The organism is Selenomonas sp. (assembly GCF_057272215.1).
This window is the reverse complement of record NZ_DBHIUY010000002.1, coordinates 1-22,067: the sequence shown is the minus strand read 5'-3', so window position 1 is coordinate 22,067 and position 22,067 is coordinate 1. Positions and strand designations below refer to the sequence as shown.

Here is a 22,067-nt window from a genome sequence, read left to right as displayed (position 1 = left end):
ATGAACGCAAAAGAAGTTTAGGAGGAATAGATCTTGTTAAATTGGAACCAGAAGATGCAGCAGGGACTGCCGATGTCGGCGGCTGAAATGAAGCGTGAGCTTGCTGTGCGGATGCAGGCGGAGAAGTACGGTGCGGCGCTCGGTGTTGTGGCGGCGATGATTCAGCAGGGCATACAGGACGCCGATGCTTTTTATGATGCAGCGTACAGCTACTTTATGACCAGAGACTATGAGCGTGCGATCGAATGGCTGGATAACACGCTGCGCTTGGCGCCGACGCATGTTAAGGCGCGCATCCTGCTCGCGCGCGTATGCCTCTTGGAAGGACGCACGACGGACGGGCTTGCCATCTTTGAGTTTGTTCTGAAAAACTATGAAGCGTCGCTGTCCGCTGAGGAGCGCTCGGATCTCCGTGAGGCGCTCGGCCGCTATCGCGCGGCGAAGGAAGATGAGATCCGTGCGGGCTATCCTGCCATCGCCCGCTTTTTGCAGATGGTTGGCGCCGGGATGGCGCAGCAGGATGCTTTTCGCCCCTTGGCTCCGCAAGTGCAGCGCGTTGCGTCGCAGCCTTTGCCGTCGGCGCAGTTTGCACAGCAGCCCGCGCCGTCCGGCGTCGCAGATGATGAGGCGCAGGCTCTGCGTTTGACGCAGGAGATTCTGGCAAAAGATGTCGCGCTTGTGGAGAAGGTGCGTCTTTTCAATTCCTTCGCGGGCGGCTTCTATCTGGCAGGGTCGTTCCCTGCAGCAAAGCATTTGCTGAAGCAGGCGCTCACTCTCGATGCGCATGATGAGATGACGCTGCGCAATGTAGGATATACGCTCGCAGCTCTCGGTGAGCGCGATGCGGCTCTTTCGCTTGCCGCGCAGATGAAGACGCCCGACTTCGGACTTTTGTCGATGATACGCGGCTGAAGTTGCTGCTTCTGCGAAGGCGGTGCGCTTCCCGATGCTTTTCGAATGGCAATGGCGACGATTTCTTTGCGCTTCTGAAAAAGCCGGGCGAGGGAGATGCCCGGCTTTTTTGACGGCTGCGGCTGCCTTGGGGATTTCCATAAGCAGGCGGCAAAATCATTCATCGGAAGGCAGGAGAATGGTATGAACAAGATCATCGCGGTATCTTTGGTCGCGGACAGCGCTGACATCGTCGAGAGCTTCGTGCGCCATACCTTGACGTATGCGGACGAGATGCTTGTGGTCGATCATGCGACGGGCGACGGTACGGCGGACATCCTGCACGCACTTGCAGCGGAGGGGCTGCCCGTCGCCGTTGAGCGCTGCGAGACGGCGGAGCTTTGCCATGAGGAGATCATGACGAGACTGATGCACCGAGCCTTTGACGCACATGGCGCTGATATCGTCGTGCCGGTTGACGCCGATGAGTTTCTCGTCACGGAGGATGCAGCGAAGCCTTGCCGCGCGGTGCTTTCGCGGCTGCGTACGGATGTGACTTTCTACGCATGGCATTGGATGTATGAGCTGGAAGAGCCGGAAAAGGACGGCGGGACATTTCTGCTCGCGCGTCCTCTGCGCAGGAAGAAGCGGCACGAGCCGATACAGAAAGCGATCATTGGGCGAGACGCTGCGCGCGTCTATCCGCTTCTGGCGCAGGGTACGCATTATCTCTATCGTGTGGAAGGGGAAAAGCGCGTGCCTGCGCCCGCCTTGGAGATCAGCTTCCTGCACTTCGCGCATTTCCAATGGCGCGGCGCACTGCATACGGCGGTCAAGGCGCTGAACGGCTGGATCGGCAATGCGGCGAAGTATTCGCTGCATACGGCGCGCTGCAGCTACTGGAAGGAGCACTTTGATACGGTGTTTGCGGGCGGGACGCCGCCTGTTGCGCTGTCTGCCGAAGAGAGCGAGGCGGTGCAGGGCTTGATCCTGCCGAAAGCGCAGGCGGAGCTTCGCTATACGAAGGGCGCGGCGTTTTCTCCGCTGCAAAGCTTGATGCGGCTCTCCGAGCAGTTGGCGCAGGATTTCGCCGAAGAGCGCGTGCGTGCGCGGCGTAAGCTCGTGAGCATCATCGTGCCGTATTTCGGTGATTTTTCGCTTTGGCGGCGCGCGCTCGCAAACGCCGCAGCGCAGGTCTATCCGTATATGGAAATCATTGCGCTTGACTGCACGGGGGAGGCGGAGCGGCTGCAGGAAGCGATCGACGCGCTCTCTCAGCCGCATCGGATGGTTTCCGCCCTTTTCTCCGACTGGGGTGAGAGCCTTTCCCGAGCCGTGCATGGCGAATACGTCCAGTGGCTTTTGCCCGGCGACCATCTTTTTCCCGAGAAGATCATGCAGATGGTGACGACGCTGGAACTTGACGATGAGCTTGCTTTCGTGCTTGCCGATTCTGAGAAAGCGCTCGTTACGGAGGATGGCGCAGCCGAACGCTTCGTCTTTTTGATGCGGCAGCCGCGTTGTGTTGCAGCTGCAGGCGCATGGCATCGGGCTTTCGCGCTTTCGGAGGGGCGGTATCCCGAGGGCGGGCTTTCGGGCGCTCTGCTGCGCCGCCGCGTGCTCGACGCCTGTGCGTGGCTGGAGCCGGCGTTCTTTTGCGGGCGATTTTTTCCTCTGGCGGCGTTTGTTCTGCTCTTTCAAAAAGACGCGGATTTTCGAGCGGGCGTCTTTGAAACTCCTCTGCTCGCGCATGAAAGAGCGGACGAGGGGGAAGCCCTCTGGCATCCGGCAGAGTGGGCGGCATTGCTTCTTTCGTGCGGCGCGGAGATTGCCGCGCACGATCTTTCGAAAGCAAGGGCGGCTTTGGCGGTGCGGGCGCGGCAAATTTTCTCGCGCGGAAATGTTCGTGCGCGGGCAGATTTTGCGCGTGCGCACTGCGTGTTTGAGGAACTTTTCGCGGCGCTTTCCGAGGAAAGCGCAGACAAAGAAAGAAGGCTGGAATCATGCCCAAGGCACCGTATATCGCCGAGCGCGCCATCGTCCTCGCCGCAGGGCGCGGCGAACGGCTGCGCCCATTGACGGATGAGACGCCGAAGCCCCTGGCATGTGTCGGCGAGCGGCGCATTATCGACACGCTGCTTACGGCTCTTCAAGCGGCGGGAATTCCCGAGATCTATGTCGTGCGCGGCTACTTGGGCGAAAAGCTCGATGTACTCAAGGAGAGCTATCCGCAGATCCGCTTCATCGACAATCCGCACTGGCATGAGGCGAACAATATCTCGTCGCTGATCGTCGCCGGCGATCTCGTGGAGAATGCTTTCATCATCGAAGGCGATCTCTATTTGCAGAATCCGGCGCTTCTTTGCCGCGAGCAGCAGGCGACGAACTATCTGGCGATTCCCGTCGCGAAGACGGATGACTGGTGCTTCTTTCCGGACGAGGCGGGCGTCATCCGGCGCATGGCGGTCGGCGGCGCGAACTGCTGGAAGATGGTTGGCATATCGTACTGGACGCCGGAGGACGGCAGGAAGCTCCGAGCATCGCTCAAGCGGCTTTACGAAACGCCGGGCGGTCGGGCGCGCTACTGGGACGAGGCGGCTCTTTCCGCAGATATTGGCGATTTTTGCGTGTATGTGCGTGCGTGCTGTGAGGACGACGTGCAAGAGATTGATACCTTGGCGGAATTGGCTGCACTGAGACGCACCGTGGAGGAGAAGGGAAAGTTATGAAAGAAAAGATTGCTTACGCCTGCTTTTGCACCGACGTGATTCATGAGGGGCACAGGAGAATTCTGCGTGAAGCGAAGAAGCACGGTACCGTCGTCGCCGGCGTGCTGTCCGATCGTGAGATGGTGCGCTACAATCGCTTTCCGTCCATAGGGCTTGCGGAGCGCATCGCGCTTTTGGAAGCCGAGCCGGAAGTCGAACGTGTCATCGTACAGGACGCCATCATGTATGACGGCGTCATTGCATCGCTCAAGCCCGATTTCGTCGTGCATGGCGATAACTGGCGCGGTGGTCCGATGTCGTCGATTCGCAGGAATGTGCTGGAAAATCTCGAAAAAATGGGCGGTGAGCTCATCGAGGTTCCCTATACATGGAATCCTGCCGTCAAGAAGATCGACGAGCGCATGAAGGAACGGCTCGTCATGCCGGAGTTCCGTCGCCGCCGCCTGCGCCGCCTCTTGGAGATCGTGCCGATCGTCAAGACCATCGAGGTGCATGACGGGCTGACGGGGCTGTTGGCGGAAAAGACCGTCGTCGAGCATGCGGGCGGCTTGGATCAGTTCGATGCACTTTGGATATCAAGTCTCTGCGACTCAACGGCGAAGGGCAAGCCCGACATTGAGCTTGTCGATATGTCGTCGCGCATCCGCACGATCGACGATGTCATGGACGTGACGACGAAGCCCATCATCCTCGACGCCGACACGGGCGGTCTTACCGAGCATTTCGTCTACCACGTTCATACGCTGGAGCGCATGGGGGTCTCCGCTGTGATTTTGGAAGACAAGATCGGGCTGAAGAAGAACTCGCTTTTCGGTACGGAAGTCGAGCAGCAGCAGGACACGATCGAGCATTTTTCGGCGAAGATCCGAGCGGGCAAGGATGCACAGCGCACCGATGACTTCATGATCATCGCGCGTATTGAGAGCCTGATTCTTGAAAAGGGTCTGGCGGATGCTTTGGAACGTGCCGCCGCTTATGTGGCGGCGGGTGCGGACGGCATCATGATCCACTCGCGCAGAAAGGAGCCGGATGAAGTCTTTGCCTTTGCCGATGCGTTCTGCAAAGAATATGCACATGTGCCGCTCGTCGCTGTGCCGACGTCCTACAGCGCTGTGACGGAGGCGGAGCTTGCAGCGCACGGCGTGAACATTGTCATCTACGCGAACCAACTGACGCGCAGCGCATTTCCGGCGATGGAGCGCACGGCGACGTCCATCTTGAAGCATCATCGCTCGCTCGAAGCGGACGCAGACCTCATGCCGTTCAAGGACATCATTCGCTTGATTGACGACGTTTGATTTGGCATGGGAGCCGTCTTGACAGAAAGCGAAAAAAAGAAAAGAAAAGGGGCAGTTCATGCAGGAGCAGGAAAATAAGATTTGGGATACGCGCGAGGAGGACGCGCTCTGCCTTTGGCTCAGAGATGCGGTACGCGCCGGCGCCTATACAGAGGAATACTGCACGAAGCTTGAAGCCTATGAGAAAGCAACAAAGAACAAGGCTGCCGTCTTTTACTTTACGGCGCGTCTTGCTTTCGCGCTTGGCGAGACGGAAGAAGCGTACCGTCTCGCACATGAGGCGTACAAGAGGCGAAAGCTCAGCCATAAGATCTGGCAGATCCTGTTCGAGATCGACGATGCGCTCGGGCTTGATGAAGAAGCGATCTTTTTTAAGGCGCTTTGTCAAAAGAATATGCGCCTTGATGCGTCGATTCCGATCTTTTCCGATACGCGCTGGCAAGATGCGTTTTTTCGCGGTATGCTTCAGGTGCAGGCGCCGCCCTTTCGCTTCGATATTGTGAAAGCGGAGGACGGTGCGCCCGATCTGCTCTTGATGCCGTCTCTGGGACAGTTCCTTCTGAGCGAGACGGATGAGACGGCGCCCTATCGCTATTACTGTGCCGCCTACAATACGGTGGACTTCTTCAATGTACGCGCCGATGCACTCGATGCGATGAAGCGCGGCGGTTCTGCGACGCTGGATGATTACAGCGGCGCGATGTTCGACCTCGTGAAGGCGCAGCGCGTGGACGGCTCGGTGGAGGTGGACGGCGCATGTGTCGTCCCTGTGGCGGCGACGGAGAAGGAGCAGACGCTTGCGCTTTCGGACGGTGCAGCGACGGGGCGCATATTTCTCGGACGCGCGGAGTTCCGTTTCCTGCGCTTTGATCAGCGGACAAAGATTTCTTCGGCGAAGCCTTTCATCTTCGGTGCGCCGATTCCTCTGGGGCATAGCCCGAGACGCAAAAAGCTCGTCTTGAATCTCCTCTTGGACGGTCTTTCGTGGCAGGCGATGAAGGCGCGCGGTTTTCGTCATATACCGAATCTCATGCGCTTCTTTTCCGAAGGTATCATCTTCAACAACAATTATTCCGTGCCGGAATATACCTTTGTCTCCCTTGGCACGATTGAGACGGGCATGATGATGCACCGCTCTCAGGTCGTATGGGACAAGCCGATGTTCGAGATCGACAAGGACATAAGGACATTGTCTGAGCAGATGAAGGATCTCGGCTATTACTGCGTCAACGTCATGGGCGACGGGCGCGGCGTCTACGACGGCGTGACGCGCGGCTTCGATCGCCTCATCATCAACCCGTACCTGGCGGATCCCGCCTACGAGGGTGTGGAGCGGGCGATTGCGCATTTGGAGGCGTTCGCCGAGTGTGACAACTACGTTTGGCTGCATACCTGCGATCCGCACCAGATGACGAGCATGAACGTGCCGCTCTCGCTTAAGTCGCAGGTGCGGCTGCCGTGGCAGATGCAGGGATTCATCGAGGACGGTGACGGCGTATCTGTGCGGCTTCCCAAGAACGACGTGTATCTCTATGACAATCCGAGCCACATTGAAGCGATGGATCGTGCGCTCGGCGAGCTCTTTCGCTATATCGAAGAGCACTATGCGCCCGATGAATACATCGTTCATGCGTACTCCGACCACGGCAGTCCTGCGTATACGGACGATCCGTGGTACTTTTCGGAGGAGCAGTGCGGCGCGGCACTCATGGTGCGGGGCGCGGGCGTGCCGCGGCTGGGGCTGGTCGAGGAGCTTACGAGCTGCCTCGACATTTATCCTATCATGGAGAAAACCGTCGGCTTTTCTGCGCCTGCGGGGCAGCTCGACGGGACTTTGCCGTGCGCCTTGGGCGGCAGAGGCCGACGCTATTGCATCAGCAACTCGATCTATCCTGAGCAGACGTATAAGCTCAGCATACGAACGGCAGAATATGAGTTCCGCTTGGAAACGGCGCGGCCGACGCATCACGACGGCACGGTGGATATGAGTCAGTTTACGGCGCAGATCTATACGCGCGATGCGATGCACCGCGAAGTTTTTGACGCCGCGCTCATGGAAGATTTCCTGCGCCTTGCGCGTGAGCATACGGCGTCGTTTCATGAGAAGTGGGAGGAGGACGGCGAATGCTAGAGAGCCGAGCGGAGAGACTGTATCAAGCGAAGAGTGAAGCCGGACGGTCTTTTTTTACGGCGTTGCTTCAGCGAAGCGCAGACGGTCATTATGACGACACCTACCTTGCCTTGCTGCAAGAATATCGGCGGCTTTTTCCCGCTTCGGAAAATGTTCTGATCTTCTATGCACGCTATGCGCTGGCGCATGACGATGTACAGGCGGCGCTCGCTGCCGCGCAGGCGGCGTATGCCAAGAAGAAGTACCATTACGAGATATGGATGCTTCTCATAGAATGCTATCGGCGGCTCGGTGATACGCGCAGTCTCTTGATCTTCGAGGGCATCGCGAGCCGCGTTTACCGCACGCCGATCGAGGTGCCGCTTGCGCGGGAAACGCTCGAAGATTCCCTCGCGCTATTATCCGTTGCGATGGGGGTGCCCACCCATGCGCCCTATACGATCGGACGCGCACGCATGGGCGAAAACGGTTTGCAGGCATTGCCCGGCGCGTTTGTCGGGGAATTTTTGCCCACGCTCAGAGAAGCGCATGAGGAGTATCGCTATTGGAGCGGCATCTTTGTCGACATGACGACGCTCGATTCGAAAGCGGCGCTCTTCGAGGCATTGAATCGTGATCCCGCGCTTGTCGCCGCAGCGGAAGAGATCGTTTTCGACGTCGTGAAAAAGAAGCAGGTGACTGGGGCGGCGACGCTGGATGTTCGTGCGGATGCAGCCGATCTTGGCGGCGCACACGATGTCGTCGTGTCTTTGGCGGGAACCGAAGCGGGGCAGGAGATCTTCTTCAAGAGCGATTCTCTCGGGGAAGAATCCACGCATCTCGGCAAATGGGTCTGCAGCTTTTTCCGCTTGAGCGAACGGACGGAGCTGAGGTCGTCGGCGCCTTTTCTGATGGGAGAGCCGATTCGTTTGGTACACAGCCCCAAGCGCAGGAAGCTCTTCCTGCACATCCTCGTCGACGCTCTTTGCTGGCCCGCGATGAAGCAATGCGATTTCACACGGATGCCGAACCTCATGCGCTTTTTTTCCAAGGGTCTGATCTTCAACGATACCTTCTCGATTGCAGAGTATACATATCCTTCGTTGGCGACGATTGATACGGGATTGTATCCGCATCACTCGCAGACCTTCAACTCCACTTGTATGGGAGAGATTGCGCCGACCATCCTGACGCTTTCCGAGCAGATGAAGCGCCTCGGCTACTATTGCGTGAATGTCTGGGGGGATTCGAGCGGCGTCTACAACGGTGTGACGCGCGGCTATGATCGCTTGATTTCCAAGCCCAGCGGCGACGGGCTTCACGCATATCGCGGCGTCCAATATGCGCTGTCTCAGATGCGCGCGTTTGCCGCGTGCGATCAGTTCATCTTCCTCCATGTGGCGGACACGCATCCGAGCACGACTGCGAAGTGGCAGGCGCCGCTTGAGACGCAGGTCTTGCTGGATCTCCCCGCCCGGCTGGACGATACGGACGATGATACGCCGAGCGTTGACCGCGTGAATTCGAGGTTTCATCAGGAAGCTGTCATCGAAGGTATGCGGCGCGTTGACCGCAGCTTGGGCGAGCTTTTTTCTTATATCGAAGCCAATTATGCAGAAGATGAGTATGTCGTGCAGCTTTATTCCGATCACGGGGCGGCAGTTTTCGGCAATACGATTGACTATGTCAGTGAAGTCTTGACCGGCACTGCATGGATGCTGCGCGGCGCGGGCGTGCCGCAGCTGGGGTTTGTCGAGGAGCTGACGAGTGTGCTCGACATCTACCCGACGACGGCGCGTCTTGCGGGCTTTGCGCCGCCTGCCGATCTCGACGGCAGTCTGCCCCGAGCCTTTGGGGGCGCAGGGCGCGATCATGCGCTGTCCTATACGCTTTTCCCGGGGAAGCCGTTCAACATGGCGATCCGTACAAAGACGCATGAGTTCTACTTTGGCTCCGATGAGATCGTCGATGAGGACGGCTCGATGGATCTCAGGCAGCCGCGTCAGCAGCTTTTCCTGCGCGGCGAGAAGCGGCGGGAGATTCATGACGAAGCGCTGCGGCAGGAGTTTCTTGCGCTGGCGCGTACATATACGGCGTCGCTTGATTCACGCGGCGAGATTTGGCCCGAGAAGAGAGCGCGGCGAGCCGCATGGTTTCCCGATGCGCGGAAAGGATGAGAGGCGTGAATGCAAAGGTCGAAAGCATGATGTCCGGCGAAGAAGCGGCGTATCAGGAAAATGCCGATCGCGGCTGCGCTATTTTCCATGCCTTGCAGGAAAAGAGTGCGCACGGCATCTATGACGACGCATTTCTCGCCGCTCTCGTCGATTATCAGGCGCTTTTTCCTGCATCTGAGAACTTTGACATCTTTTATGCGCAGTATGCTCTTGCCCATGACAGCGTGACGGTGGCGCTTGAAGCGGCGGAACGCGCTTATGAGAAGAAGAAGTGCAGCTACGAGGTCTGGAAGCTGCTCATCGAGTGCTATAAGCGTCTCGGCGATAAGCGAAAGCTCTTGATGATCGAGGGCGTCGCGAGCCGTGTTTATCGCGTGCCCGTCGATGTGCCGATGGAAAGGGCGGAGCTGCAAGACGCTTTGGCGCTCCTGTCGCTTGCTATGGGCTTGCCGAATCTTGCGCCCTATGTGCTTGGGCGCGCGCGGCTCGGCGCGGGCGGCGTCGAAGCGCCGCCGGGCGTGTTTCTCGGCGAATTTTTGCCGAGCTTCGCGGAGCCTGCGGACGGTTGGCGCTATTGGAGCGGCGTATTCGTTGATCGGGGGAAGCTGCACGCGAAGGCGATGCTCTTGGAGCGGATCAAAGAGACGGCGGAGTTCCCCTTGGCGGAGGATGATTCCTTCGTCTTTGACATCCTGCGGGCGCGGGAGCTTCGCGGCTCCTTTGTCATCGAGCCGGCGGAGTTTGCGGCTGCGTCGGACGCGGCGGCGAAAGTGTCGGAGATCGTCGTGCCTTTGGCGGGAACCGTGCCGAAGCAGAAGGTCGTATTTCAGAGCCGTTCCGTCGGAAAGGACAGCGCGACGCTCGGCAAGTGGGTCACGAGCTTCTTTCGCTTGAACGAGCGCACGGAGATTGCTTCGGATGCGCCGTTTATCTTGGGCAAGCCGATACGCCTTGGGCACAGTCCCAAGCGCAAAAAGCTCGTTCTGCACATCCTCATCGACGCCCTTTGCTGGCCCGAGATGAAGCGCCGCGATTTCGAGCCGATGCCGAACCTCATGCGCTTTTTTTCCAAGGGCGTCATCTTCAACAATCATTACTCGGTGGCGGAGTACACCTTTCCGTCGCTGGCGACGATCGAGACGGGCGTCTATGCGCACCGCTCGCAGGTGTTCAATCCGACCTGCATGGCAGAGCTTTCGCCGCAGTATATCACGCTTGCAGAGCAGATGGCGCATCTCGGCTATTACTGTGTGAACACTATGGGCGATGCGACGGGCGTTTATCCGCAGGTGACACGCGGCTACGAAAGGCTCTTGATCGTGCATGGCGACGCCGGCTTGGCTTATCAGGGCGCAGAAAGAACCGTGCAGACGATGCGGGCGTTTTCCGAATGCGATCCCTTCATCTTTTTGCATCTGATGGACGCTCATCCGGGATCTGCGGCAGACTTCCAGCTGCCTTTCGCCGCGCAGGTGGGGCTTCCTCTCGCCGAGCGGCTTGCGGGCGCGGCAGAGGGCGTTGCCAGCGTCAATCTGCCGCATGTGCCGATCTATACGGAAGCTGTATTGGAACACATGCGTTCCATTGATCGCAGTCTCGGCGCCGTGTTCGATTACATCGAAGCGAATTATGCGGAGGATGAGTATATCGTGCAGGTGTATTCGGATCACGGCGTCTCCGTATTCAGCGACGACCTCGACTATATCGGCGAGAATCAGACGGGGGCGGCATGGCTGCTGCGCGGTGCGGGTGTGCCGCAGCTTGGGCTTGTCGAGGAGCTGACGAGTGCGCTCGACATTTATCCGGCGGCGGCGCATCTCGTGGGCTTTGACGCGCCCGCGCATCTCGACGGCAATTTGCCGAAAGCTCTGGGCGGCAGGGAGCGCGAGTTCGTCGTCAGCAATTCGCTGTTCCCGGGACAGACATACAAGCTCGCCATTCGCACGAATACGCATGAGTTTCGCATGGAGTCGCGCGAGCCTGTCGATGAGGACGGCACGACGGATCTTCGAGAGCCGAAGGTACAGCAGCTCTTTTTGCGCGGCGGGGAGCGGCGGCTGGCGGAGGACGAAGCGCTTCAGAGGAAGTTCCTCGCTTTGGCGCGTGCGCATACAGTCGGCATAGATACGCGTGGGGAGATCTGGCGGGAGAAGCGTGCGCTGCGCCCCTTATGGTTCGGCGGCAAGGGGAAAGAGGGAGAGCTTTGACGAAAAGGGATATGCGGGAAATTTCTGCAGATGAAAGACGCTATCAAGAAGAGTGTGTACGAGGCGGCGAACTTTTTGCGGCGTTGTGGGAAAGAGATGTGCGCGGGGCGCACGATGATGCTTTTCTCGCGCTCCTCGTCGAGTATCGAGCGCTCTTTCCTGCGTCGGAGAACTTCGATATCTTCTATGCGCGCTATGCGCTTTCTCATGGGAATTTCGAGGTGGCGCTTGATACGCTCGAACAGGCGTATCGCAAGAAAAAATGCCACTACGAGATCTGGAAGAGCCTGATCGCGTGCTATAAGCATTTCGGCGATCTGCGCAGGCAGATCATCTTCGAAGGGATCGCGAGCCATATTTACCGCCTGCCGATTCATGTCGATTTGCCGCGCGAAGGCTTGCAGGAATATCTCGACCTTTTGTCTCTCGCGATGGGGGAGCCTATATATGCGCCGTTTGCAAAAAGTCGGGCGCGTATGGAGAATGATGCTCTGACGGATGAGATCGGCGTCTTTGCCGGCGAGTTTTTGCCGACCTTGGATGACGCGCAGGCGGATTACCGCTATTGGGTCGGCGCTTACATCGGGCGGGGCGGGCTGAACAACAAGGGGCTTTTGCTTGAGATGTGCAGGAAGGAGCCGCGTTTTTGCGCTATGGGCGGCGCAGACTTCGTTTTTGACGTCCTGCGTGCGTACCTTGTGCCGCAAAGCATCACGGTGGAAGAGGAAGGCGAAGTTTTCGTGCCGCTCGTCGGCACGGAGGCGAGCCAAGAGGTCTATTTCTCGGGGGAAGGTTTGGAAAAGGGCCGCGTATTTCTGGGCAAGTGGGCGACGAGCTTCTGCCGCATCCGTGAAAAGACGCAGATTTCATCTGCGCAGCCGTTCCTCGCGGGCAAGCCCATTCCTTTGGGGCACAGTCCGAAACGCAAAAAACTCGTGCTGCACATCCTCGCCGACGGTTTTTCATGGACGGCGATGAAGCGGCACGGCTACTCTTTGATGCCGAATCTCATGCGGTTCTTCCTCAAAGGGCTGATCTTCGACAATCATTTTTCGATTGCGGAGTATACATACCCCTCGATGGCGACGATCGAGACGGGCTGCCATCTCCATCGCATACAGTCCTTCAACGAGAACTGCATGAACACGCTTGACTGCCGCTATATCACGATCTCGGAGCAAATGAAGGATCTCGGTTACTATTGCTCGAATGTGATGGGAGACGGCAACGGCATCTACAACGGCGCGACGCGCGGACATGATCGTCTGATCGTCAACGCATGGGATCTGTCCGCCGCCGAAGGTGTGCGGCGGACGGTGGACAGTCTCAAGGCGTTTTCTGCCTGCGATCAGTTCATATTCCTGCACGTCATGGACATGCATCCGTGGCCTTCGCGCTCGGTGCAGATGCCGCTTCCCGTGCAGACGGGCGCGGCGCTTGCCGATGCCGTCGAAGGGGCGGACGCCGCTACGCCGAGCGTCTATTTGCCGCATGTGCCGCTCTTTGCGGCGGCGGCGCGTGAGAATATGGCGATGGTCGATGAGAGCCTTGGTATGCTTTTTTCGTATATCGAAGAGAATTATGGCGAGGACGAGTACATCGTACAGTTTTACTCCGACCACGGCTCCGCCGTGCTCGTCGATGCACCGCTGTATCTCATGGGTGCGGCGCAGACGGGGGCGGCATGGCTGCTGCGCGGTGCGGGTGTGCCGCAGCTTGGGCTTGTCGAGGAGCTGACGAGTGCGCTCGACATCTATCCGGCGACGGCAAGTCTTGCGGGTTTTGCCGCTCCCGCGCATCTCGACGGCAATTTGCCGAAAGCTCTGGGCGGCAGGGAGCGCGATCATGTCATCAGCAATTCGATCTTCCCCGGACAGACGTATAAACTCTGCATTCGCACGGCGGAGCATGAGTTTCGGCTCGAATCGCGAGAGGCGGTCGACGAGGACGGCGGCGTCGATCTGCGTGAGCCGAAGATGCAGATTTTCTCGCGCACGGACATGTCGCAGGAAGTGGAAGATGCGGCGCTTTTGGCGCATTTTTTGGCGATTGCGCGAGCGCATACGGCGTCGTTTGATACGCGCGGCGAGGTTTGGAAGGAAAAGCGTGCGCTGCGAAAGTCGTGGTACGGTCTGAGCGAATGAAAGGACGGAGCGTGCATGGATGAATAAGGAAAAGAGAGAGCAGGGACAAGAGATGCAGGAAACAGAGCCGCTGCACGTCATGCAGGATGCGAAGAAGATCGCCGTCATTGTCGCGCGTCAAGGCGCGGCTCTTCCCGCAGAACTTTTGATGTCGCTGCGCCTTTTAGAGCAGCCCGCAGGCTTCACGATGGAGCTTGTCGAGGTCGAGGGCAAGGCGGGCATGGCGGCGGCTTACGGGCAGGCGATGGAAGCGAGCGCGGCGAAGTATAAGGTCTATCTCGACGAGCGCGTGCGCATCTTGGAGCCGCGCCTTTTGGTGCGCATCATCGACCTCTTTGAAAAGCACGCCGATCTCGGCATCCTCGGCATCTCCGGCACGAAGCTTCTGCCGCCCGACGGCATCGCGTTTCACTCCACGCGGCGCATCGGCTCCCTGCGGCTTGCTGCGGAGGGGCGCACAGTATCCTGGGGCATGGTGCTCGGTGAAGCGGAGGACGTGCTCGCCGTCGACGGCTTCCTCATGGCGACGCAGACGGATGTGCCGTGGCGCGAGGATCTCTTCCGCGGGGCGGCATTCTTCGATGCTGCGCAGTGCTTGGAGTTTCGCCGCCGCGGGCTGCGTTCGGCTGTACTGCGGTGCGACGAGCCGCTCGTGGAGTTTCTGGGCGACAGTTTTCCTGCCGATGAGGCAGGAAGGCAGGCTTTCCTTGCAGAGTATGCGACGGAGGCGCTGCCGCTCGTGAGCATCCTCATTCCGACGCATGAGCGGCCGGAGCTTTTCCGCTGCGCACTTGAGAGCGCACGCGCGCAGACGTATCGCCACATCGAGATCATCGTCAGCGACAACAGCGGCGATGACCGCACGGCGGAGCTGATGAAGGAGTATGCGGCGGACGAGCGCATTCACTACACGCACGATGCAGGGCTTCCGCCTTTGAAGAACTGGCTGGCGCCGCTCGAAAGAGCACGCGGCGAATACTTCGCCTATCTCTTCGACGATGACCTCTATGCGCCCGAGAAGATCGAGCGCATGGCAGACGTGTTCAGTATGGAGGACGGCATCGCTTTCGTGACCTCGCACCGCCGCTCCATCGACGAGACAGGCGCCATCGTCGCCGACCCCGCCGTCGATCCCCTGCCTGTCGAAGAGACGTCGCGCATTCCGGGCGAGATGGCGATCAACGGACTCTTGGAAAAGCAGGCGAACTTTATCGGCGAGTTCACGACCGTGCTCTTGCCGCGTGCGGCAAAGGAGACGGTGCGTGAGGTCCTGAGCGAAGAGCCGCCGACGGCGCTGCTCGATGTCGAGTGCTGGATGCGGCTATTGAAGAAGGGAGATCTCATCTATATCGTCGACACGCTGAGTTACTTCCGCAAACATGCGGATCAGTCGAGCAACGACCCTGCCGTTCACATCGCGTGTGCGCGGGAATGGGCGAAGCTTCTGCGTGCGCGTGCGTCGGAGGAAAGCGGTATGCGGCGCAAGAAGTTGTTTGAGCAGGCGGAACTTATTGAGACGGTTCTGCGCGCCCGAGGGAGATGACGAGATGAAAGAAAGAGAAAAGAAAAGGCAGGAGCTTCACGATAAGATCATCGCACTCGTGCGTGAGTACGCGGACGAGTATCATAGACCCGCCCCGTGGCAGCGCGGCGGGCGCATTCCCTACGCCGGGCGCGTCTACGACCACGAGGAAATCGAAGCTCTGACGGACAGTGCTTTGGAGTTTTGGCTGACGGCGGGACGCTATGCCGCAGCGTTCGAGAAAGGGCTTGCCTCTTTCCTCGGCACGCGCCATGCGCTCGCGGTGAACTCGGGTTCTGCGGCGAATCTCCTCGCCTTTATGGCGTTGACCTCGCCGCTTCTGGGCGATCGCGCCGTGCGTCCGGGCGATGAGATCATCACGGTTGCGGCAGGTTTCCCGACGACGGTTGCGCCGATCTTGCAGTACGGCGCCGTTCCCGTCTTTGTCGATGTGACGATTCCGCAGTACAACATCGACGTCACGCGGCTTGAAGAAGCCCTGTCGCCCAAGACCCGCGCCGTCATGCTCGCGCATACGCTCGGCAACCCCTTTGACCTGCGGACAGTCAAGGATTTCTGTGAGCGGCACGGGCTGTGGCTCATCGAGGACAACTGCGACGCGCTCGGCTCTCGCTATGCGCTCGACGGCGAGCAGCGCTGTACGGGCACGATCGGCGACATCGGCACGTCGAGCTTTTACCCGCCGCACCACATGACGATGGGCGAGGGCGGCGCTGTCTACACGCGCGATCCGCTGCTTTTTCGCATCCTGCGTTCGCTGCGCGACTGGGGGCGCGACTGCGTATGCCCGCCGGGAGAGGACGGCTTCTGCGGTCATCGCTTCGACGGACAGTACGGCGAACTGCCGAAAGGCTATGACCACAAGTACGTTTACTCACACTTCGGCTACAACCTCAAGGTCACGGATATGCAGGCGGCAGTCGGCTGTGCGCAGCTCAAAAAGCTGCCATCCTTCATCGAAAAGCGGCGGCGCAACTTCGCGCATCTCAAAGCGGCGCTTTGCAGCGTCACAGATAAGCTGATCCTGCCCGAGCCGTGTCCGCACAGTGAACCGAGCTGGTTTGGCTTCCTTCTGACCTGCCGCGAGGGAGTCGAAAGAGAGCCGATCGTTCGCGCCTTGGAAGCGCATGGCATACAGACGCGGATGCTTTTCGCGGGCAACCTCGTCAAGCATCCGTGCTTTGATTCCCTGCGCGAAGCCCGAAGCGGCTACCGCATCGTCGGCGAGCTTACGGAGACCGACCGCATCATGAACGACACCTTCTGGCTCGGCGTCTACCCGGGCATGACGGAGGCGCAGCTCGACTATATGGCGGAGGTTCTGCAAGAAGCCGTGAAGATGTAAGAGGAGGGCGCTTTATGGAGAACATTCTCGCAGCGTTTCGTACCTTCGGCGCATCCCTTTTTATGCAGGCGCCGTTTCCGGCGCAGGAATTTATGCAAGTGATGGAGCCTGCTTTTGCGGAGGCCGGATATCGCACGCCGCGCACCGTTGGCGAGAAAACAGAAATTCTTGTCATCATGGATGCAGGAGTCGGCGATTTCATCTGCTTTTCCGGCGTTTTGCGAGAAATTCGCCGTCTCTATCCGCAGGCGGCTGTCACCCTCGTCATCTTCCCGCCCGCCTTTAAGCTCGCCGAACAGTGTCCGTACATCGACTTCCTGCTCGGCAACGAACATTTGCCCGTGCTGCGCCCTCTGCCGGAGCTTTTTTCGGCGCATACCGACTATGCGGCGGAGCACCTCCTGCGGCAGCGCTTCGACCTCGCCTTTGTATTCGGTCATTATCCGAGCGCCTATTTGCTCGCCTACATGACGGGCGCGAAGGAACGCATCGGTCATCCGGGCGCTTTCTCCGAGGGCGGGCTTTCGCGCGGGGACTGCGCCGCGCTTTTGACGCGCCCCTTGAAAGAGCCGATGCGCCCGCTGCACATGGTTGAGCGCTGTTTCGATCAGCTCGATCAGCTCCTTGGTGCGCCTGTGGCAGATCGCTCGCTGGAACTTTGGCTGACGAAAGAGGACATCGCAGGTGTGCGCGAAAAGATCGCGCGGCTTGGCGCGCCGCTCGTGCAGCGCAAGTTCTTCGCCATAGGGCTGGGCGGCAGCACGCGGCGCAAACATTGGCCTCCATCCGCTTATGGCGCATTCCTTCGACTCTTGTTGGCGGAGGAGCCGACGGCGTTTTTTCTGCTCTTAGGCGGCAAGGATGATGCGGCGGAGGCGGCAGAGGCGGCGCGTATGCTCGGCGCGGCGCACGCGCTGGTGCTTGCGGGCGCGCTTGACTTTCGTGAGACGGCTTCTGCCGTCACGCTTTGCTCGGCGTATATCGGCAACGATACGAGCCTGATGCACATGGCGGCGGTCATTGGGCTGCCCGTGCTGGAGATCTGCTGCTATGGCGCCGATTTGCCGCTCGATGAAAAAGCGGTTCTCACATGTCACTACCCCTACCGGACGGCATCGGTCATTGTGCAGCCCGCACGGGCATTGGCGGACTGCAGGACGGAGCCGCGAGACCCCTACGGCTGTAAACACATGGATGAAGCGCACTGCATCGCCGCAATCGAGCCGCGTACGGTGCTGGACGCGTATCATTTGCTGCAGCAGCAGGTGAAGAAGGGCAGTCGTGCGCCGATCTGCGTCTTTGAGGAAGGGATGTGACGATCATACGGCGCGGCGCCGAACCGTGTAATGGTTCAGGGACGCCGAAATAAGCGGACGTGGAGGCGATACGATGTTGGATATACCTTTCAATGAAGCCGTTTATACAGAAATGGCGAAGTTCTTCCAAGAGCGGACTTCCCAAGACGCCCTGCTCTTTGGCATGACGATGCCGTGGGAAGAGCGGTTTCGTAAGGATTTTGCGGACGTCGCGTTCGAAACGGCAGGGAAGAAACAGGAGATGCCGGAGACTTGGCGGGAGCGTTTTTCCATGATCGTGCTTGCGCCCGGCATCGAAGAACTGTCTGAGCCGGAATGTCTGCTGGAATTTCTGCAAACCTTTCTCACAGCCGATGGCAGTGTCCTCGTACCTTTTCGCAATCCCTGCCATTGGAGTGTTTTTCAGTCGCATTTTGCGGGAGAATTGCGCTACGGCGCAAATCCTCTGCTGAAGGGGCAGGGACGGCTGTTCTCTTTTGAGGAGATCGTGCGCCTTGCGAAACTTGCCCATTATGAAGGTCTCACCGCGCGTATGCTCCTAGAGGAAGGCGAGCCGGAGCTGCTCCGACTGCTCGGAGAATGCGGCGTGGGAAACGAGCAAAGAGCTCTGGAAGTCTCTTGGTGGATCCTTCGTCTGACGGTGATCCCCCTGCACATCGTGCGTCTCAAGGCGCGCTATACGGAAGAGGAACGCCGTCTTTTGGCGCGTCTTTTGCATCGCCTGGAGAACGGTGTCGAAGAGATGGCGACCGTCGAGGCGCTGCGGCAGCTGCTTATCCGAAGCGGTATGGACGGCAAGTATTTGGAAGCCTTTGTCCGAAGCGTCGCGGCGGATGCGGCGGCGCTCTTTGACCGACTGAAGAAAGAGGGGCTGTTCGGATGAACGAGGACGCGAAGAAGATCGCCTTTATTTCCTGTGTAAACGACGAGGAGATGTACGCCGAGTGTGTGCGCTATCTGCGTCACTTGGATATGCCGCAGGGATTTTCGGCGGAAGTCGTACCCGTACGCGGCGCACCCTCGATGGCGGCGGGATACGAGGCGGCGCGCCGCGCATCTTCGGCGCTTTATAAAGTGTATATGCATCAGGATATCTTGCTGACGGAAAAAAGCATTCTTCGCCGCATGGTGGAGGTTTTTCGTGCGAATCCCGCGGTTGGACTCATCGGTCTGGCGGGCTGCCGTCATATACCGGCGGACGGCGTATGGTGGGAATCGAAAGAGTGCTACGGCTCTCTTTGGCATGTTCGCCATCCGGAAGCGATGGAATTGATGCAGAAGCGTCCTGTGCCTCAAGCAGGCATTGAAGTGGATGCGCTCGACGGGATCTTTCTGGCGACGCAGACGGATGTGCCGTGGCGCGAAGATCTGTTTGCCGGCTGGCATTTTTATGACCTTTCGGCGTCGATGGAGTATCGGCGGCGAGGTCTGCGCCTCATGATACCGTATTTTGAAAAGCCGCCGTGCATCCACGAGACAGGCTGCAAGCGTCTCGATGACGCATGGGAAAAGACGCGGCAGATCTTTGTTGCCGAGTACGGCAGAGAATTGTGATGTGACGGAGGGATGAGCGTTGATGAAAAGAATGACGCGGCAGGATGATCTCGCCTTTTATCGCGGCAAGCGCGTGTTTGTCACGGGGCATACGGGATTCAAGGGAATATGGCTTTCGCGTATTCTGCTCGGCGCGGGGGCGCATCTTACAGGCTTTTCGCTTGCTTCGCCGACAGCGGAGGGAGCGCTTCTCTTTGAGAAGCTGCGCCTTGCTGCGGAGATGCGCTCGATTGCGGGCGATGTGCGCGATCTCGCCGCGCTGGAGCGTGCGTTTCGCGAGACGCGGCCCGAGATTGTGCTGCATCTCGCCGCGCAGCCGCTCGTGCGCGAGAGCTACCGCACGCCCGTCGAGACGTATGCCGTGAACGTCATGGGCACGGCGCACATCTTAGAGTGCGTCAGAAAGAGCGATACGGTTATCTCCGTTCTCAACGTGACGACGGACAAGGTTTATGAAAATAAGGAATGGGTGTGGGGCTATCGTGAGGACGAGCGGCTCATGGGCTTCGACCCGTACTCGAACAGCAAGAGCTGTGCGGAACTCGTGACGGCGAGCTACCGCCAGAGCTTCTTCGCGGACGGCGGCGTGCGCATCTCGACGGCGCGCGCGGGCAACGTCATCGGCGGCGGCGACTTCTCGCCCGAGCGCATCGTGCCCGACTGCATCCGCGCGGCGAGCGAAGGACGCGCCGTCGTCCTTAGAAATCCTGCCTCGACGCGCCCCTATCAGCACGTATTGGAGCCCTTGTCCGCCTACCTTCGCATCGCGCATGTGCAGTGGCATGACGCCGCGCTTGCCGGAAGCTACAACGTCGGGCCGGAAGATGCCGACTGCGTGACGACGGGCGAACTTGCCGCGCTTTTTTGCCGCACATGGGGCGAGGGCGCGTCGTGGCGTGCCGAGAAAGAAGGCGGCGCACCGCATGAAGCGGGCTTCTTGAAGCTCGATTCCTCGCGCATCAAGGCGCGTCTCGGCTGGCAGCCGCGCTGGCATATCGAAGAGGCTGTCGCGCACACCGTCGCGTGGGCAAAAGCATGGCAGGCGGGCGAGGACGTCGGTGCGCGGATGACGGCGCAGATCGCCGCCTACTTCAAGGAGGCGGAAGCGTGAAACAAGCATGGGAAGATGCGGCGAAACGTGCGGCTCTGTGCGCGGGAAGCGGCGGCGCGGCGCCCGTCATCGACGTGCCTGCCGCCGCGCCGCGCATGTGCCTGCAGCCCGTCTACATGCACCGTTTCGCCTGCGACGGCAGACGCTGCGGCTCGCTCTGCTGCCGTGCGAAGTGGGGCGTTGCGCTCGATGCGGCGACATTGGCGCGCTATGAAGAAAAGCCGGAGCTTTTGCAGGAATTGAAAAGAGGGCTGGAACGCAGCGAAGCGACGGGCGGCTGGATCATGCGCCACGAGAACGAACGCTGCGTTTTTTTGCGTGCGGACGGGCTTTGCTCCTTGCATCGCCGCTTCGGCGTCGGCGCGATCTCCGACGTCTGCGCCGAGTATCCGCGCAAGATGCACCGTATCGGCGAGACGCTCGACCGCGCCCTGTGTCTGAGCTGTCCCGTGGCAGCGGAAGAAGTCTTGTTTGTCGAAGAGCCGATGGCGCTTGAGTGGATCGAGATCGCTGCGCCGCGCCCCGCCTATGTAGACGACACGCCGCTCGGCGCACCGCTGTCGGCAGAATCCTTCCGCGCTTTACAGATCGCAGGCATCGCGCTCTTAAAGGAGCGCCGACTTCCACTCGATGCACGGCTCGCGGCGCTCGGGCTGCTGCTTGCACGCGCCGAAGCGTACGTCGAGCAAGGAGCGGCAAAAGCCTTGGCGAAAGATGCAGTGGCAATCGCCGAAGCTGCGGCAGGACAAGCGCAGGATCTTCTCGCTGCGAATCCCTTCGATGCGGCGCAGTATATGCACTTTTTCCTGCACCTATTCCCCGCCCTGGCGCAGGCGACCGAGGACGATCTGCCCGAAACGACGGCATACCTGGCGATGATCCGCGCCGCCTTCGGTGAAGAAGCTGCAGGAAAAACGCAGGAAACCGCTGCGTCTTTTGCAAAAGAGGCGATCGACGCATTGTCAAAACGGCGCAGACGCTATAAGAAGCGCATCCTTGCCAAGCAGGCGCATGTCTTGGAAAACTGGCTCGTCAACGAATTTTTGCTCGGGCGATACCCCTTGACGGGCGGCACGAGCCTCTTGGCAAATTATGAAGTATTCGTCGTGCTTTACAAGATGCTCGAATTCATCCTGCTTGCCGATGCCGTGTTGACTGAAAGCGCCCCGTATGCGCCGGCTGCTTGGGAGAGCGCCGGACAAGACGCGCCGCTTCAAAAAAGCATCCTCGCCGCCGTCGCATGGCTCGCCGTGCGCACAAACCACTTCGAAGGCTTCATCGACGCACTGGCAGACGCGATCGCCCGCTTCCTTCCTGAAGACCGCCTGCTTCGTATACTTGACGGGGTTTCATGACATTTGACAAAGCGAGAAGCACTGCATATAATCGAGGTAAGAAGCAGAATTTTAACGTGCGCGTTCGGCAGAGAGGTGATGCGAATGGACGAGCAGCGGCGGTCAACGTCAGCCAATCATGCGGCGCGCTTCGCGCTTGCATTCTTGGGACGTTTTCGCATACGAGCCGTTGCCCAATCGCCTGCGTCCTTCGGACTTGGCTCTTGGACGGCTCAGTAAAGCGTACATCGATCGTTTGTGTCTGATGGATGACACATTTTTCAACGTGTGCATGGACGGCTATATTG

The 22,067-nt window shown here is 59.4% G+C and carries 15 protein-coding genes; all 15 read left to right on the top strand.

Translation table 11 applies throughout. The features are described from left to right. Positions 1–33 precede the first annotated feature (33 nt). A complete protein-coding gene (locus ACO5Z0_RS01995; RefSeq protein ID WP_485648996.1) occupies positions 34–912 on the top strand; it encodes a CDC27 family protein in 879 nt (292 codons plus the stop codon). Between the two features lie 183 nt (positions 913–1,095). Then, positions 1,096–2,970: a glycosyltransferase family 2 protein gene (locus ACO5Z0_RS01990; protein WP_485648995.1), complete on the top strand. Its 1,875-nt coding sequence runs from the start codon at positions 1,096–1,098 to the stop codon at positions 2,968–2,970. Next, positions 2,895–3,620 carry an NTP transferase domain-containing protein gene (locus ACO5Z0_RS01985; protein ID WP_485648994.1) on the top strand — a complete coding sequence of 242 codons (726 nt, stop codon included), beginning with the start codon at positions 2,895–2,897 and terminating at the stop codon, positions 3,618–3,620. The genes ACO5Z0_RS01990 and ACO5Z0_RS01985 overlap by 76 nt, the downstream gene beginning before the upstream one ends. Further along, positions 3,617–4,918, top strand: coding sequence for a phosphoenolpyruvate mutase (gene aepX, locus ACO5Z0_RS01980; RefSeq protein WP_485648993.1), 1,302 nt, complete (start codon positions 3,617–3,619; stop codon positions 4,916–4,918). Before ACO5Z0_RS01985 ends, aepX begins: the two co-directional genes overlap by 4 nt. Before the next feature lie 58 nt (positions 4,919–4,976). Beyond that, a complete protein-coding gene (locus ACO5Z0_RS01975) occupies positions 4,977–7,049 on the top strand; it encodes a sulfatase-like hydrolase/transferase (protein WP_485648992.1) in 2,073 nt (690 codons plus the stop codon). Continuing rightward, the gene (locus ACO5Z0_RS01970; RefSeq protein WP_485648991.1) at positions 7,043–9,205 is read left to right on the top strand and encodes a sulfatase-like hydrolase/transferase; all 2,163 of its coding nucleotides are present in this window, start codon (positions 7,043–7,045) and stop codon (positions 9,203–9,205) included. The genes ACO5Z0_RS01975 and ACO5Z0_RS01970 overlap by 7 nt, the downstream gene beginning before the upstream one ends. A gap of 26 nt (positions 9,206–9,231) precedes the next feature. Further along, the gene (locus ACO5Z0_RS01965) at positions 9,232–11,412 is read left to right on the top strand and encodes a sulfatase-like hydrolase/transferase (RefSeq protein ID WP_485649170.1); all 2,181 of its coding nucleotides are present in this window, start codon (positions 9,232–9,234) and stop codon (positions 11,410–11,412) included. Next, positions 11,409–13,556, top strand: coding sequence for a sulfatase-like hydrolase/transferase (locus ACO5Z0_RS01960; protein WP_485648990.1), 2,148 nt, complete (start codon positions 11,409–11,411; stop codon positions 13,554–13,556). The genes ACO5Z0_RS01965 and ACO5Z0_RS01960 overlap by 4 nt, the downstream gene beginning before the upstream one ends. A 19-nt stretch (positions 13,557–13,575) precedes the next feature. Continuing rightward, entirely contained in the window at positions 13,576–15,099 is a 1,524-nt protein-coding gene (locus ACO5Z0_RS01955; protein WP_485648989.1) for a glycosyltransferase, read from the top strand. Between the two features lie 4 nt (positions 15,100–15,103). Next, positions 15,104–16,444, top strand: a complete 1,341-nt coding sequence (rfbH, locus tag ACO5Z0_RS01950; RefSeq protein ID WP_485648988.1) for a lipopolysaccharide biosynthesis protein RfbH — start codon at positions 15,104–15,106, stop codon at positions 16,442–16,444. A 14-nt stretch (positions 16,445–16,458) separates the two neighbouring features. Next, positions 16,459–17,760, top strand: coding sequence for a glycosyltransferase family 9 protein (locus ACO5Z0_RS01945; RefSeq protein WP_485648987.1), 1,302 nt, complete (start codon positions 16,459–16,461; stop codon positions 17,758–17,760). A gap of 73 nt (positions 17,761–17,833) precedes the next feature. Further along, on the top strand, positions 17,834–18,643 hold the full coding sequence (locus ACO5Z0_RS01940) for a hypothetical protein (protein ID WP_485648986.1): 810 nt from the start codon (positions 17,834–17,836) through the stop codon (positions 18,641–18,643). Then, positions 18,640–19,314 carry a glycosyltransferase family protein gene (locus ACO5Z0_RS01935; protein ID WP_485648985.1) on the top strand — a complete coding sequence of 225 codons (675 nt, stop codon included), beginning with the start codon at positions 18,640–18,642 and terminating at the stop codon, positions 19,312–19,314. Before ACO5Z0_RS01940 ends, ACO5Z0_RS01935 begins: the two co-directional genes overlap by 4 nt. 22 nt (positions 19,315–19,336) lie before the next feature. Next, positions 19,337–20,425, top strand: coding sequence for a CDP-glucose 4,6-dehydratase (gene rfbG / locus ACO5Z0_RS01930; protein ID WP_485649169.1), 1,089 nt, complete (start codon positions 19,337–19,339; stop codon positions 20,423–20,425). Further along, entirely contained in the window at positions 20,422–21,780 is a 1,359-nt protein-coding gene (fliB, locus tag ACO5Z0_RS01925) for a flagellin lysine-N-methylase (protein WP_485648984.1), read from the top strand. The genes rfbG and fliB overlap by 4 nt, the downstream gene beginning before the upstream one ends. Positions 21,781–22,067 lie beyond the last annotated feature (287 nt).